This window comes from Massilia niabensis (assembly GCF_042655085.1).
Classification (GTDB): domain Bacteria; phylum Pseudomonadota; class Gammaproteobacteria; order Burkholderiales; family Burkholderiaceae_D; genus Telluria; species Telluria niabensis.
Map to the genome: position 1 here is coordinate 290,704 of NZ_JBHSMU010000003.1, position 14,629 is coordinate 305,332.

The 14,629-nt window shown below is 65.5% G+C and carries 13 protein-coding genes; all 13 read right to left on the reverse strand.

What is annotated here, in order from left to right:
* Positions 1-2: 2 nt before the first annotated feature.
* The 13 genes from ACFPN5_RS01415 to mraZ are packed head-to-tail and all read right to left on the reverse strand — an operon-like array spanning position 3 to position 14,590.
* Complete coding sequence (locus ACFPN5_RS01415; protein WP_379779341.1) at positions 3-824, reverse strand: cell division protein FtsQ/DivIB; 822 nt, start codon at positions 822-824, stop codon at positions 3-5.
* Between the two features lie 4 nt (positions 825-828).
* A complete protein-coding gene (locus tag ACFPN5_RS01420) occupies positions 829-1,782 on the reverse strand; it encodes a D-alanine--D-alanine ligase (protein WP_379779343.1) in 954 nt (317 codons plus the stop codon).
* Positions 1,779-3,185, reverse strand: a complete 1,407-nt coding sequence (murC, locus tag ACFPN5_RS01425; protein ID WP_379779345.1) for a UDP-N-acetylmuramate--L-alanine ligase — start codon at positions 3,183-3,185, stop codon at positions 1,779-1,781. The genes ACFPN5_RS01420 and murC overlap by 4 nt, the downstream gene beginning before the upstream one ends.
* Before the next feature lie 2 nt (positions 3,186-3,187).
* Positions 3,188-4,267 carry an undecaprenyldiphospho-muramoylpentapeptide beta-N-acetylglucosaminyltransferase gene (murG, locus tag ACFPN5_RS01430; protein WP_379779796.1) on the reverse strand — a complete coding sequence of 360 codons (1,080 nt, stop codon included), beginning with the start codon at positions 4,265-4,267 and terminating at the stop codon, positions 3,188-3,190.
* Positions 4,268-4,287: 20 nt separating this feature from the next.
* Positions 4,288-5,502, reverse strand: a complete 1,215-nt coding sequence (gene ftsW / locus ACFPN5_RS01435; RefSeq protein ID WP_379779347.1) for a putative lipid II flippase FtsW — start codon at positions 5,500-5,502, stop codon at positions 4,288-4,290.
* A complete protein-coding gene (murD, locus tag ACFPN5_RS01440) occupies positions 5,502-7,019 on the reverse strand; it encodes a UDP-N-acetylmuramoyl-L-alanine--D-glutamate ligase (RefSeq protein ID WP_379779349.1) in 1,518 nt (505 codons plus the stop codon). The genes ftsW and murD overlap by 1 nt, the downstream gene beginning before the upstream one ends.
* 6 nt (positions 7,020-7,025) lie before the next feature.
* Complete coding sequence (gene mraY / locus ACFPN5_RS01445) at positions 7,026-8,195, reverse strand: phospho-N-acetylmuramoyl-pentapeptide-transferase (protein WP_379779351.1); 1,170 nt, start codon at positions 8,193-8,195, stop codon at positions 7,026-7,028.
* 2 nt (positions 8,196-8,197) lie between these two features.
* Complete coding sequence (locus ACFPN5_RS01450) at positions 8,198-9,580, reverse strand: UDP-N-acetylmuramoyl-tripeptide--D-alanyl-D-alanine ligase (RefSeq protein WP_379779353.1); 1,383 nt, start codon at positions 9,578-9,580, stop codon at positions 8,198-8,200.
* On the reverse strand, positions 9,580-11,133 hold the full coding sequence (locus tag ACFPN5_RS01455; protein WP_379779355.1) for a UDP-N-acetylmuramoyl-L-alanyl-D-glutamate--2,6-diaminopimelate ligase: 1,554 nt from the start codon (positions 11,131-11,133) through the stop codon (positions 9,580-9,582). Before ACFPN5_RS01455 ends, ACFPN5_RS01450 begins: the two co-directional genes overlap by 1 nt.
* Positions 11,130-12,908, reverse strand: a complete 1,779-nt coding sequence (locus tag ACFPN5_RS01460) for a peptidoglycan D,D-transpeptidase FtsI family protein (RefSeq protein WP_379779357.1) — start codon at positions 12,906-12,908, stop codon at positions 11,130-11,132. The genes ACFPN5_RS01455 and ACFPN5_RS01460 overlap by 4 nt, the downstream gene beginning before the upstream one ends.
* Positions 12,905-13,180, reverse strand: a complete 276-nt coding sequence (ftsL, locus tag ACFPN5_RS01465) for a cell division protein FtsL (RefSeq protein WP_379779359.1) — start codon at positions 13,178-13,180, stop codon at positions 12,905-12,907. The genes ACFPN5_RS01460 and ftsL overlap by 4 nt, the downstream gene beginning before the upstream one ends.
* Positions 13,177-14,175 carry a 16S rRNA (cytosine(1402)-N(4))-methyltransferase RsmH gene (gene rsmH / locus ACFPN5_RS01470; RefSeq protein WP_379779798.1) on the reverse strand — a complete coding sequence of 333 codons (999 nt, stop codon included), beginning with the start codon at positions 14,173-14,175 and terminating at the stop codon, positions 13,177-13,179. The genes ftsL and rsmH overlap by 4 nt, the downstream gene beginning before the upstream one ends.
* Positions 14,162-14,590 carry a division/cell wall cluster transcriptional repressor MraZ gene (mraZ, locus tag ACFPN5_RS01475; RefSeq protein WP_379779361.1) on the reverse strand — a complete coding sequence of 143 codons (429 nt, stop codon included), beginning with the start codon at positions 14,588-14,590 and terminating at the stop codon, positions 14,162-14,164. The genes rsmH and mraZ overlap by 14 nt, the downstream gene beginning before the upstream one ends.
* Positions 14,591-14,629 lie beyond the last annotated feature (39 nt).

Sequence of the window (14,629 nt, forward strand, 5' to 3'; positions counted from 1 at the left end):
GCTTAGATGTTCTTTGTAGTCTTGTTAGTAGGAGTTTTCTTTTTTGCCGCGGCCTTCACAGGCTTGGTGGCATCCGCCGGCACCGTCAAGGCCGCGGAAGACAGCGCCAGCCCGTTCGGGTAGCGCATGTCGATCGTATCGATGCGGCCTTCCTGCAGCCGGGCGACCAGCTGCGGGTAGACCGCGACCAGGCGCTGCACGCGCGCCTTGATCGTATTCTTGTTCGGCTCGCGTCCCAGCTCCACGCTCATGCCGTTGTCCAGCTTCACGGTCCAGGCATAGCGCGACGACAGCGACAGCTGCTGCGGCACCAGCTTCACCGGCGCGAACCAGGCGCGCAGTTCGGCAAAGCGCGCCAGCACTTCCCTTTCGCTGCCGGCCGGGCCCACGAAGGCAGGCAGCTCGTGGTCGTCGTCGGCCTCGGCCAGGTTGGCGGTGAAGACATCGCCCTTCACCGACAGCAGGCGGCCTTCGCCCCAGGTGCCGAGCGGCTCGTGTTCTTCGACTTCCACGATCAGCCGGTCCGGCCATTCGCGGCGCACGGTTGCACGGCGTACCCAGGGCACGGCCTCGAAGGTCGTGCGCACCTGGTCGAGGTCGGTCGTGAAGAAATTCCCGCGCAGCTTGCCAAGGACGCTGTTCCGTACCGTCAGCTCGTTCACGTGTTTCAGCTGCATGCCATACAGGCTCTCGACACGCACTTCGCGCAGGGTGAACATCGGCCGCTGCGACAACCACCACACCCCCGACGCGATCGCGGCGAGCAGCGTCGCCGCCAGCAGTGCGCTGGCGGTGGCGTTGAGGGTGCGTACGTCATGCCACATATGCTTATTGCGCCTTTACCATCTTGCAGCGCGCCGAGCGCAGGATCTCGATGCACAGGTCTTCATAGCTGATGCCCACCGCGCGCGCCGCCATCGGCACCAGCGAGTGGCTGGTCATGCCCGGCGAGGTGTTCACTTCCAGCAGGAACGGGCGCATGTCGCTCTCGCGCACCAGCACGTCGACCCGGCCCCAGCCCTCGCAGCCGAGCGCGCGGTAGGCGTCGACCGCGTGCTTCTGGATTTCGGCAGTCAGTGCGTCGTCCAGCTTCGCCGGGCAGTGGTACTGGGTGTCGTCCGTAAAATACTTGTTCTGGTAGTCGTAGTTGCCTTCCGGGGCGACGATCTCGACGATCGGCAGCGCGCGCGCATGCTTGCCCGAGCCGAGCACGGCGACGGTGAACTCGCGGCCGGTGACGAATTCCTCGGCCAGCACGGTCTCGTCGAAACCCGCGGCCAGCGCCACGGCGGCTTCGAACTCTTCGGCCTGTTCCACCTTCGTGATCCCGATGGTCGAGCCTTCCAGCGGCGGCTTGACGATCAGCGGCAGGCCGAGGTCAGCGACGATGGCCTCGAGGTCGTCGCCCGGCGCGACGGTCGCGTAGCGCGGGGTCGGGATGCCTTTCGAGAGCCAGATGATCTTGGTCGTGATCTTGTCCATGCCGACCGAGGACGCCATCACGCCGCTGCCGGTGTACGGAATGCCGAGCTGCTCGAGGGCGCCCTGCAGGCTGCCGTCTTCGCCGTAGCGGCCGTGCAGCGCGATGAAGACGCAGTCGAATTCTTCGGCGGCCAGCTCCGCGATGCTGCGCTCGGCCGGGTCGAAGCCATGGGCGTCGATGCCGCGGCTCCTCAGGGCCTGCAGCACGCCGGTGCCGGACATGATCGAAACGTCGCGCTCGGCGGAGCGGCCGCCGAACAGGACGCCGACCTTGCCGAAATTGGTAATGGTGTCGCTCACGATGAAACCTTTTGAGTAGTCAGTTGCGCAGTTAATTGTTGTGGAATACCGCTGATCGAGCCCGCGCCCATGGTGAGGACGACGTCGCCGTTCCTGACCACCTGGCGGATCGCATTAGGCATCTCGGCGATCGTTTCCACGAAAATCGGTTCGACCTTGCCGGCGGCGCGCAGCGAGCGTGCCAGCGCGCGGCCGTCGGCGCCGATGATCGGCGCCTCGCCTGCCGGGTACACATCCGCCAGCAGCAGCACGTCCGGCTCGGCCAGCACCTTGACGAAGTCCTCGAACAGGTCGCGCGTACGGCTATAGCGGTGCGGCTGGAAGGCCAGCACCAGGCGCCGGCCCGGGTAGGCGGCGCGCGCCGCCGCCAGCGTCACCTCGGTCTCGACCGGATGATGGCCGAAGTCGTCGACCAGCGTGAAGCTGCCGCCGCTTGCCAGGGCCACTTCGCCGTAGCGGGTGAAACGGCGGCCGACGCCGCGAAATTCCAGCAGGCCCTGGGCGGTGGCTGCATCGTCGATGCCGATCTCGCGTGCGATCGCAATGGCCGAGCAGGCGTTGAGCACATTGTGCATGCCGGGCTGGTTCAGCACGAATTTCGTGTCCGGATAGCCGTCCTGGCGCACCGTGAAGTGCATGTGCACGCCGTCCGCGTAGGCGTCGAATGCGCGCACCTGGGCGTCCATCGCGAAACCGTAGGTGGTGACGGGTTTCGTCACCTGCGGCAGGATCGAGCGCACATGGCGGTCGTCGATGCACATCATCACGCGGCCGTAGAACGGCAGGCGATGGGTGAAGTTCACGAACGCGGCCTTCAGTTTCTCGAAGTCGTGCTCGTAGGTCTCCATGTGGTCGGCGTCGATGTTGGTGATCACTTCGATCATCGGCGACAGGTTGAGGAAGGAAGCGTCCGACTCGTCGGCTTCGGCCACGATGTAGTCGCCGGTGCCCAGCTTGGCGTTGGCGCCGGCGCTGGTCAGTTTGCCGCCGATGACAAAAGTAGGGTCCAGCCCGCCCTGGGCCAGGACGGAGGCGACCAGGCTGGTGGTGGTGGTCTTGCCGTGGGTGCCGGCAATGGCGATGCCGCGCTTCAGTCGCATCAGTTCGCCGAGCATGATCGCGCGCGGCACGACCGGAATCTGGGCGGCGCGGGCGGCCATCACTTCCGGGTTGGCTTCATTGACGGCGGTCGAGGTGACGACGGCGTCCGCGCCCAGGATGTGCTCGGCCGCGTGGCCCAGGTAGACGCGCGCGCCCAGGTCCTTCAGGCGGTTGCTGGCCGCGTTGCTGCCCAGGTCCGAGCCCGATACCTTGTAGCCGAGGTTGAGCAGGACTTCGGCGATGCCGCTCATGCCGCTGCCGCCGATGCCTACGAAATGGATATGCTTGATCTTGTGTTTCATTGTTATTGTTTATTCTTCGCCAGTTGTTCGAGCACGTTGGCAATCGCCTCGTTTGCGTCACGTTTGCCTACGGTTTGCGCCGCCTGCGCCATGGCCAGGCAGCTCGCGCGGGAGGTCGATTGCAGCAGTTGCGCCACTCGCTGCGCGGAGAGTTCCCCCTGCGGCAGGTGGAGCGCCGCTCCCTGTTTATCCATCCAGACCGCGTTGTCGCGCTGGTGGCTGGTGGTGCTGGCGACAAACGGCACCAGTACGCTGGCCACGCCGGCCGCCGTCAGCTCCGACACGGTAATCGCGCCGGCGCGGCAGATTACCAAATCCGCGGCGGCATAGGCGGACGCCATGTCATCGATGAAGTCGACCACGTTCGCTTCCACGCCGGCGGCGGCATAGGCCGCGCGCAATGCGTCGATATTTTTCTTGCCCGACTGGTGGGTCACGACCGGGCGCACATTGGCGTCGATCAGGGCGAGACCGGCCGGCACGCTGTCGTTGAGCACCTTCGCGCCCAGGCTGCCGCCCACGACCAGCACGCGCAAGGGGCCGCTGCGCGCGGCGAAACGCTGGGTGGGCGCCGGCAGGTCGAGGATCGCCTGGCGCACCGGGTTGCCGGTGACGACCGCCTTGCCGGCGGCGCCGCCGAAGTCGGCCGGGAAGCCGAACAGCACGCGCGCGGCCAGGGGCGCGAGCGTCTTGTTCGACAGCAGCAGCGCGGCGTCGGCATTGACGAGGGCCAGCGGAATGCCGCGCGCGCGCGCCATCATCCCGCCCGGCACGGTGACATAGCCGCCCATGCCAAGCACGACGTCGGGTTTGCGCTGGCCCAGGTAACGCAGGCAGGCGGCAAACGAGGCCGCCATCTTGAACACGCCGCTGACGGTGTGCCCGATGCCCTTGCCGCGCAGGCCGGCGAAATCGATGGTGTCCATCGGGATGCCGTGTTTTGGAACGAACTCGCGCTCCATGCCGTGCGCGGTGCCGAGCCAGCTCACATCCCAGCCACGCTCGCGCATGGTCTGGGCGATCGCCACGCCAGGGAAGATATGGCCGCCGGTGCCGGCAGCCATGATCATCAGCTTCTTCAAGGGCTGCTTCACAGTCTTACTCACAGGCGCCCTCCCCGCATCAGGACTCGGTTTTCGTAGTCGATGCGCAGCAGGATCGCCAGGCCGACACAGTTGATCAGCACGCCCGAGCCGCCATAGCTCATCAAAGGCAAGGTCAGGCCCTTGGTCGGCAGCAGGCCGAGGTTCACGCCCATGTTGATGAAGGTCTGCACGCCGATCCAGATGCCGATGCCTTTCGCGGCCAGGCCCGCGAAGAACTGGTCGAGGGCGATCGCCTGTCGGCCGATGTCGAAGGCGCGCTTGACCAGCCAGTAGAACATCGCCAGCGTGATCAGGACGCCGATCAGGCCCAGCTCTTCGCCAATCACGGCCATGATGAAGTCGGTATGCGCTTCCGGCAGGTAGTGCAGCTTCTCGACGCTGTTGCCCAGGCCCACGCCGGTGATCTCGCCGCGCCCGAAAGCGATCAGGGAATGGGTCAGCTGGTAGGCCTTGTCGAGCGCATTGTCTTCCTGCCACGGGTCGAGGTAGGCGAACATGCGCGCGCGGCGGAAGGGCGAGAGCGCGATGATTGAGGAAAACACCACGACCAGGATGGCGCCGATGCCGCCGAACCAGATCATGTTGAAGCCGCCCAGGAACAGGATGCCCATGGCGATGCAGACGATCACGCCAAAGGCGCCAAGGTCGGGCTCGAGCAGGAGCAGCATGCCGACCACGCCGACGGCAAACGCCATCGGCATGAAGCCCTTGGTCAGCTTGTGCATGTACTGCTGCTTGCGCACGGTGAAGTCGGCCGCGTACAGCACGACGACGATCTTCATGATTTCGGACGGCTGCACCTGGAACAGCTTGAACGACAGCCAGCGCCGCGCGCCGTTGACGACCACGCCGATGCCGGGAATGAGCACCAGGATCAGGAGAATCAGGGTGCCGACGAACATCAGCGGCGCCAGTTTCTGCCAGGCGGCGACCGGGAAGCGGAAAGCGACATACGCAGCCACGATCGCGGCGATGATGAAAGCGGCCTGGCGGTACAGGAAGTACTCGTGGCGCCCGTTCAGGTTGGTGAACTTCGGCGAATCGGGCAGCCCGATCGAGGCCGAATACACCATCACCATCCCGAACAGCATCAGGATCAGCGTGATCCAGACCAGCGGCTGGTCGTAGTCCATCATTTTCGACGGGCGCGAACGCTCGGCAACGGCATCGTTGCTGGAACCGGAAAACTTGAACGGAATCTGGAAGGCCATCAGATCTCCACTCCCTTGTCCAGTGCGATCTCGCGCACCGTGTCGACGAACACCTGCGCGCGGTGCGCGTAGTTGGTGAACATGTCGAGGCTGGCGCAGGCCGGCGACAGCAGCACGCAGTCGCCGGTGCGCGCCAGGCCGGCCGCGCGGCGCACGGCCTGCGGCAGGTCATCCATGTCGAAGCACGGCACGCCCGACGGTTCGATCGCGGCGCGCACGGCCGGGGCATCTTTGCCGATCAGCAGTACGGCGCGCACATAGCGTGAAACCGGTTCGGCCAAGGGGGTGAAATCCTGGCCCTTGCCGTCGCCGCCGGCGATCAGCACGATCTGCTGATTGTCGCCGACAAAGGCTTTGCCGAGGCCGAGCAAGGCGGCCACGGTCGCGCCGACATTCGTGCCCTTGCTGTCGTCGTAATAGTCGACGTCGTCGATGGTGGCGACCAGTTCCACGCGGTGCGGCTCGCCCGCATACTCGCGCAGGCCGTGCAGCAGGGGCGCCAGCGGCAGGCCGGCGGCGCGGCAGAGGGCCAGCGCGGCCAGCGCGTTCGAGGCATTGTGGATGCCGCGGATTTTCAGGGCGTCGGCCGGCATCAGGCGGTTGACCGTGATCTCGACGGCGGGCGCCACTTCACCGCGAGGGCCTCCGTGCGGCCCTCGCTTGAGTTTCTTCTCTACGGCTTCGCCGGCGACGGCGGTAGAGAGCCACAGCACGCCGCGTTCGTTCACCAGGCCCATGGCGCCCGGCGCATCCGGTTCGCCGGTGCCAAACGTGACGCTCTGCGCCCCTGGCGCGGCCATGCCCATGACGGTTGCGTCGTCGCGGTTCAGTACACGGACCGTGTCCGCGCCGAAGATGCGCGCCTTGTCCGCCGCGTAGGCAGCCATGTCGCCATGCCAGTCGAGGTGGTCCTGGGTGATGTTCAGGACGGTCGCTGCATCCGGGTTCAGGCTATAGGTCGTGTGCAGCTGGAAGCTGGAGAGCTCGAGCACCCAGGCTTGCGGCAGCTTTTCCTCATTGATGGCTTCGCGCAGCACGTCGAGCGCGGCCGGGCTGATGTTGCCGGCGACGCGGGCCTCCAGACCGGCGCGGCGGCACAGCAGGCCCGTGAGGCTGGTGACGGTGGTCTTGCCGTTGGTGCCCGTGATGGCGATGACTTTCGGCGCATAGCCGCGCTCGGCCTTCAGCGCGGCCAGGGCCTGGGCGAACAGCTCGATCTCGCCCCAGACGGGAATGTTCGCTGCCTGCGCGGCCGGGATGATCTGCGCCAGCTCGCGGTTCGGGGCCAGCCCCGGGCTGACGGCGACGAAGTCGGCACCCTCGACCAGCGCGGCAACAAAGTCGCCGTCGAAGAATTCGGCGCCCGGCACGGCTTCGCGCAGCGCCGGCAGGCGCTGTGGCTCGGCACGCGTGTCGGCCACGCGCACGCGCGCGCCGCAACGGTGCAGCCATTGCGCCATCGCGAGCCCGGATTCCCCGAGCCCCAGTACCAGTGCGAGTTTGCCTTCGTAGTTCATCGTCGATTAACGCAGTTTCAAGGTGGACAGGCCGACAAGGACCAGGACCATCGTCACGATCCAGAAGCGGACCACGACCTTGGTCTCCTTCCAGCCTTTTTGTTCAAAATGGTGGTGCAGCGGCGCCATCAGGAATACGCGCCTGCCGGTGCCGTAACGCTTCTTGGTGTACTTGAACCAGGACACCTGGATGATCACCGACAGCGTTTCGGCGACGAACACGCCGCCCATGATGAACAGGACGATTTCCTGGCGCACGATGACGGCGATGGTGCCGAGCGCGCCGCCCAGGGCCAGCGCCCCGACGTCGCCCATGAACATCTGCGCCGGGTGCGCGTTATACCAGAGGAAGGCCAGGCCCGCGCCCGCCATCGCGCCGCAAAAGATCAGCAGTTCGCCGGCGCCGGCGATATGCGGAATGAACAGGTATTTCGCGAACGTGGCGTTACCGGTCAGGTAGGCGAACAGGCCGAGGGCGCCGCCGACCATCACGGTCGGCATGATGGCCAGGCCGTCGAGGCCGTCGGTGAAGTTGACCGCGTTCGAGGAGCCGACGATGACGCAATAGGTCAGCGCGATGAAGCCCCACACGCCCAGCGGATAGCTGATGGTCTTGAAGAACGGGACGATCAGGTCGGCCTTCGGCGGCAGGTCAAGCGAAAAGCCGGACTGCACCCAGGCCCAGAACAGCTGGGCCACGCCCCATGGCGAAGACGCCGAAACCGAAAACGCCAGGTACAGCGATGCAGTCAGGCCCACGAGCGACATCCAGAAGTATTTCTCGCGCGAGCGCATGCCTTCCGGGTCCTGGTAGACCACCTTGCGGTAGTCGTCGACCCAGCCCACCGCGCCGAAACCAAGCGTGACGACCAGCACCGGCCAGATCAGGCGGTTCGACAGGTCGCACCACAGCAGCGTCGAAATCGCGATCGAAATGAGGATCAGCACGCCGCCCATGGTCGGGGTGCCGTGTTTTTTCAGGTGGGTCTGCGGACCCTGGGTGCGCACGGCCTGGCCCACCTTCATCTCGGTCAGTTTGCGGATGACGGCCGGGCCCGTGAACAGGCCGAGCGCGATCGCGGTGATCGTCGCGCCCACTGCACGGAAGGTAATAAAGTTAAACAGACGCATCGGACCGATATAGTCCTGCAGGTATTGTGCAAGCCAGAGAAGCATAGTTAATGGGCATCCTTGCCAGTGTTTGTGGAACCTATCAGGTGATTGACCACGCGCTCCATCTTCATGAAGCGCGAGCCCTTCACCAACACAGTTGCATCAGAATTGCCGCCCAGTTGCTTGTCCAGTGCTGCCAATAATGCGTCAAACTGCTCAAAATGTTGGAACTGCTGTGAACCTCCGCTCGCCACCAGGTGGCGCGACAGTTCACCCGTCGCCAGCACCGTGTCGATGCCGCGGCTGTGCGCGTAGGCGCCGATCTCTTCGTGGAACTCGCGGCCCTGCGTGCCGACTTCGCCCATGTCGCCGACCACCAGGATGCGCGGCGCCGGATAAGCTGCCAGCACGTCGATCGCGGCGCGCATCGAATCCGGATTGGCGTTGTAGGTGTCGTCGATGACGGTCGCGCCTTGTGCGGCCTGCTTGCGCTGCAGGCGCCCGCCCACCGGCGCGAAGCTTTCCAGCCCGCGCACGATCGTGTCCGGGGCGATGCCGGCGGCCAGCGCGCAGGCTACCGCGGCCAGCGCATTGCGTACATTGTGCTCGCCGGCGGCGGCCAGTGTCAGTTCAAACGCGCCGTCCGGCGTCGTTACTTTCAAATTGTTACCGAATCCGGTACTGACATAAGTCGCACGCACGTCGCAGGCATCCGTCAGGCCGAAGGTCATGCTGCGGCAAGCCGCCGCCAGGCCCTGCCACAGCCCCGTATAAATATCGTCGCCGGGATAGACGGCCACGCCGTCGGCGGGCAGCGCCGCGAAGACCGAACCGTTTTCCAGCGCCACCGCTTCCACGGTGTGCATGAATTCCTGGTGCTCGCGCTGGGCATTGTTGACCAGGGCGACGGTCGGCTGGGCGATGGCGGCCAGGCGGGCGATCTCGCCCGGATGGTTCATGCCCAGTTCGACCACGGCTGCACGGTGCGAGGCTTCCAGGCGCATCAGGGTCAGCGGCACGCCGATCTCGTTGTTCAGGTTCCCTTGCGTCGCCAGGCGGGCGTCCGCGCCGACAGCGGCGGCCAGGATCGAGGCGATCATTTCCTTGACCGTGGTCTTGCCGTTGCTGCCGGTGACGCCGATCAGGGGGATGTCGTACTGGCGGCGCCATCCATTGGCGATCTGGCCCAGCGCCACCAGCGTATCCGGCACCAGGATCGCCGGCAGGGTCCAACCCTCCGGCAGGCGCTCGGCCACGACCGCGGCGGCGCCATTGGCGGCGACCTGCGGCAGGAAGTCGTGGGCGTCAAAGGTTTCGCCGCGCAATGCGACAAACAGCGCGCCGGCGTTTGCCGTACGGCTGTCGGTCGACACCGAGTCGAAAGCGGCGTCAGCGGTTACGCTGGCGCCTGCGATAGACGCAGCTACTTGTTCGAGCGAACCGCGCATTAACTAGTCCTCATCATGGTGAGCCGCGCGCTCAAGGCAAGCGTGGCGTGGTCGGCGTCGGAAAACGGCATTTTTTTGCCCTTGATTTCCTGGTAGGGCTCGTGGCCCTTCCCGGCCAGCAGGATCACGTCCTGTTTGCCGGCATTCTTCACGCTCGACAGGATCGCGGTGGCGCGGTCTTCGATGGTTTGAAAACGCGAGCGCGGGTGCTCCGGGTTCATGCCGGCGACCACCTGGTTGATGATCGCGCCCGGCTCTTCGCTGCGCGGGTTGTCGCTGGTGACGATCACCTGGTCGGCCATTTGCGCGATCGCGCCCATCTGCGGGCGCTTGCCCGGATCGCGGTCGCCGCCGCAGCCGAACACGCACCACAACTGGCCGTGGCGCTCATCAGCCACCTGGCGCAAGGCGTCGAGGGTTTTTTCCAGCGCGTCCGGCGTGTGCGCATAATCGATGACGACCATCGGCGCATCCTGGCCGCCGACCTGCTGCATGCGGCCCGGGGCCGGCACCAGCGCTTCGATGGCCTCGACCGCGCGCTTGAGTTCCACGCCCTTCGCCAGCAGCGCGCCCAGCACGGCCAGCGCATTGCTGATGTTAAAGTGGCCGACCAGTTGCGTTTTTACCAGCGCGCTCCCGAACATCGATTCAAGCTGGAATTCGCTGCCCGCCGGACGGCTGCGCTTGTTCGTGGCGCGCAGGATGGTCACGCCATCCATGGCAGGCTGGGTGGCGGCATCGTGCAGCGTGTAGCCGGTGATCGCCAGACCAGAGGACAAACCGGCACCCGCCTTGTCGCGCAGTTGCGCCACAAGGCGTGCGCCGGCCGGATCGTCGAGGTTGATGACGGCGTGCTTCAGATCGGGCCAGGCGAACAGTTTCGCCTTGGCCGCTTCGTAGCTCGCCATGTCGCCGTGGAAGTCGAGGTGGTCGCGCGTCAGGTTGGTAAAAATCGCGACGTCGAAATGCATGCCGGCGGTACGCCCCTGCTCCAGGCCGATCGAGGAGACTTCGATGGCAAGGTTGCGAGCGCCCGCTTCGCGCACGGCGGCCAGGCGGCTTGCCAGCAGCACCGCGTCGGGCGTGGTGTAGCCGGTCTCGATGAATTCAGCATCCAGGCGGCCCTTGAACATGCCGACGCCCAGGGTACCAATGACGGCGGCGGTCTCGCCCAGTTTCGCAAAGGCCTGGCCGAGCCAGAAGGCGCAGGAGGTCTTGCCGTTGGTGCCGGTCACGCCGACGGTGAACATGTCGGCGTCCGGCTGGCCGAGGCAGGCGTGCGCGATGGTGCCGGCTTGCGGCTTCAGGTCGGGCACGGCGAGGTGCGGCACCGTGAGTGCCGCGTCCCAGTCGAAACCGAGCGGATCGTAGACCACGGCGGCGGCACCGGCAGCGACAGCAGCAGGAATGAAGCGCCGGCCATCGGCGGTGTCCCCGGGATAGGCGAAGAAGACGTCGCCGGGTGCTACCTGGCGCGAGTCGGAAACGAGCTTGCCGCCTGGTGCGGCGGCAACGACCCAGTGGCAGATGTCGTGGTGGTTTTGCGGCGTCACAGGCTCTCCTCGAGTGGTTCTTCCGGAATGATGATGTCCGTGACCGTTGAATCCGGCGCGACGTTCGCGGCCCGCAGCGCATTCGCCGCCAGGTCGGCGGCGGTCGGCGCCGCGACGTTTCCGCCTTGTCTCAGCGCGCCCCTCGGATTGTCGACCATGACGGCAATAACGAAGCGCGGCTTGGACATTGGCGCGATGCCGACGAAGTAGCCGATGTTGTCGGTGCGCGAGTAACGGCCGTTGACGATCTTCTCGGCGGTGCCGGTCTTGCCGCCCACGCGGTAGCCCGCCACCTGGGCCCTGGATGCCGTGCCTTCCGGACCAACCACCGATTCGAGCATCGTGCGCACCTGGGCCGCGGTCTTCGGCGAGATCACCTGCTGGCCAGCCGGCTCCTCGTTCACCTTCACGAACGACAGCGGAATGATGTCGCCATTGCGGGCGAAAATCATGTACGAGCGCGCCATCTGCAGCAGCGACACCGACAGGCCGTGGCCGAAGGCCATGTTCGCGTATTCGATCGGCTTCCAGGATTTCCATGGGCGCACGCGGCCGGCGGTTGGGCCGGGGAAGCCGAAGCGCGGCGCCTGGCCGTAGCCGACCTTGGTGTACAACTCCCACATTTCCTGCGGCGGGATCATCTGAGCGATCTTGACCACGCCGATATTCGACGACTTCTGGATGATGCCGCTGGTGGTGAGCATGGGCTTCGGGTGCAGGTCGCGGATCGGGCGGCCGCCGACGACGATACGGCCGGCGCCGGTGTCGAACACGGTATTCGGGGTGATGCGCTTCGTTTCCAGGCCGAGTGCGACGGTCAGCGGCTTGATCGTCGAGCCGGGCTCGAAGGTGTCGGTGATGACGCGGTTGCGTAGCTGGGCGCCGGTGAGCTTCTTGCGGTCGTTCGGGTTGTAGGTCGGGTAGTTGGCCATGGCCAGCACCTCGCCCGTGTGCACGTCCAGCACCACCGCGCCGCCGGCGTCGGCGTTGAATTTCTCGACCGCGTTCTTCACACTGGTGAAAGCGATGTACTGCAGCTTGCTGTCGACCGACAGGGTCAGGTCCTTGCCGTCGTGCGGCACGCGCACGATGCCCAGGTCCTCGACCACGCGCCCCAAACGGTCCTTGATGACGCGGCGGCTGCCTGGCGCGCCGACCAGGTTCTTCTGCTGGGCCAGCTCCATGCCCTCCTGGCCCACGTCTTCGACGTTGGTGAAACCGACCATGTGGGCCATTACCTCGCCCTGCGGGTAGAAGCGCTTGTATTCTTTCCTGGTGTCGATGCCGGTGATCTTCAGCTTTTCGATCCTGGCGATGACGTCCATCTCGACCTGGCGCTTCAGGTAGACGAAGGTGCGGTCCGAGTCGAGTTTCTTGCGCAGCTCGCGCTCGGGCATCTCGAGCAGGCGCGCCAGTTCGGTGATCTTTTCCGGCGGCGAGGCCAGCACGTCTTCCGGCAGGGCCCACACGGCTTTGACCGGCAGCGAGGACGCGAGCACCTGGCCGTTGCGGTCCATGATCTTGCCGCGCGTGGCTGGCATGTCGAGCGTGCGCTCGTAGCGGCTCTTGCCCTGCTTTTGCAGGAAGGTGGTCGACATCGCCTGCAGCCAGACGGCGCGGGCGCCAAGCGCTGCAAAGGCCGCGAACAGCACGAACAACATCACGCGCGAGCGCCAGTCCGGCAGGCGCACGGCCAGCACCGGGCTTCTTGAAAAGGCCATGCCTTTCGAGGCGGCGACGCGGCCGCCGTTGCTGAAGGGTTTGTCGCGCTTCATGGCGCACCCTCGGTCAGGTATTGGGTGCGCGCGGGCGTAAGCGGCGTCATGTTCAATTCAGTGCGCGCGATCTGTTCGATGCGCTCGTTCTTGCCAAGGGTGGACTGGTCCAGCTGGAGCTGGGCCCAGTCGATGTCGAGCTGGCGCGACTGCCCCTGCAGGCGCTCGAGCTCGGTGGTCAGGTGGCGCAGCTGATAGCGGGCGTTAACCAGGGTCAGGCCGCAGGCGATCAGGCCCGCCGCCAACAGGATGTTGAGCTTGTTGCTGCTCATGTAGCCATACCCTTCGCCACATCCTCCAGGCGCTCGGCCACGCGCAGCACTGCCGAGCGGGCGCGCGGGTTGGCGGCCACCTCGGCATCGGACGGCTTGATCTTGGCGATCAGCTTCATCTGCGGCTGCGGCAGGTCGACCGCGCGGATCGGCAGGCGGCGGTCCGGCTGCGGCACCTTGGCCTTACTGGCCAGGAACTGCTTGACCATGCGGTCTTCGAGCGAATGGAAACTGATGACGGACATCCGCGAACCGGGACGCAGCATCGCGTAAGCGGCGCTCAGCCCAGCCTCGAGGTCCTCAAGCTCCTGATTGATGAAAATCCGGACAGCCTGAAAGGTACGGGTGGCCGGATCCTTGCCCTTTTCCCGAGTCTTGACCGTGTCTGCCACGATTGCGGCAAGCTGTCGTGTGCTTGAAATCCGTTCGACTGCCCGGCGAGCAACAATCGCCTTTGCAATCTGAAAAGCAAACCGTTCTTCCCCATAATCGCGTATTACCTTTTCCAGTTGTTGTTCGGTTGCCGTGGCAATCCATTCGGCAGCCGAGATTCCTCGGGTCGTGTCCATGCGCATGTCGAGCGGGCCGTCGTTACGGAAGCTGAAGCCGCGCGCGGCGTCGTCCACCTGCGGCGACGAGATCCCGAGGTCGAGCAGGATGCCGTCGACATAGGTGATGCCCTGGGCGGCCAGGCTGGATCCCATGGTGGCAAAGCTGTCATGGACAATCGAAAATCGTGGGTCGTCGATCTGCTGCGCGGTGGCGATGGCCTGCAGGTCCTTGTCGAAGGCAATCAGGCGGCCACTGGCGCCCAGGCGCGACAGGATCAGGCGGCTGTGGCCGCCGCGGCCGAAGGTGCCGTCTATATAGATGCCGTTTTTGCGCTCACCCTCATCGAGGTTGAGCGCATCTATCGCTTCGTCAAGCAGCACCGTGCGATGCAGCAGCTCTGGCACCGTATTGGCAATCGTCATCGGTGCCTCAGAAAGAGAAATTGGAGAGTACATCGGGCATGCCGCCGCCCACGGCCGCGGCTTCGTCGGCGGCCAGCTTGGCGGCGTCCCAGATTTCGAAATGGGTGCCCATGCCGAGCATCATCACTTCTTTTTCCAGGCCGACGGCGGAGCGCAGTTCAGGCGAAATCAGGACGCGCCCCGCGCTGTCCATCTCGACATCGCAGGCGTTACCGAGGAAAATGCGCTGCCACGCACGTGCCGACATCGGCCAGGCGGCGATCTGGTCGCGGTGGGTTTCCCACACCGGGCGCGGGAAGAACAGCAGGCAGCCGTGCGGGTGGCGGGTCAGCGTGAGGCGGCCTTCGCATTGCAGCGCGAGGGCGTCACGATGCTTTGCCGGTATCGACATCCGGCCTTTCGCATCGAGATTGATCGCTGACGCGCCTTGAAACACGTAGGTACCTAGCTTTGGAGGGTTATCAGTTTAGTTGTT

What these genes read in the sequence shown, in the direction of transcription:
- mraY (WP_379779351.1), bottom strand. Translation starts at nt 8,195, where the DNA reads ATGCTTCTCTGGCTTGCACAATACCTGCAGGACTATATCGGTCCGATG.
- ACFPN5_RS01415 (WP_379779341.1), bottom strand. Translation starts at nt 824, where the DNA reads ATGTGGCATGACGTACGCACCCTCAACGCCACCGCCAGCGCACTGCTG.
- ftsL (WP_379779359.1), bottom strand. Translation starts at nt 13,180, where the DNA reads ATGAGCAGCAACAAGCTCAACATCCTGTTGGCGGCGGGCCTGATCGCC.
- ACFPN5_RS01450 (WP_379779353.1), bottom strand. Translation starts at nt 9,580, where the DNA reads ATGCGCGGTTCGCTCGAACAAGTAGCTGCGTCTATCGCAGGCGCCAGC.
- ACFPN5_RS01460 (WP_379779357.1), bottom strand. Translation starts at nt 12,908, where the DNA reads ATGAAGCGCGACAAACCCTTCAGCAACGGCGGCCGCGTCGCCGCCTCG.
- murC (WP_379779345.1), bottom strand. Translation starts at nt 3,185, where the DNA reads ATGAAACACAAGATCAAGCATATCCATTTCGTAGGCATCGGCGGCAGC.
- murD (WP_379779349.1), bottom strand. Translation starts at nt 7,019, where the DNA reads ATGAACTACGAAGGCAAACTCGCACTGGTACTGGGGCTCGGGGAATCC.
- ftsW (WP_379779347.1), bottom strand. Translation starts at nt 5,502, where the DNA reads ATGGCCTTCCAGATTCCGTTCAAGTTTTCCGGTTCCAGCAACGATGCC.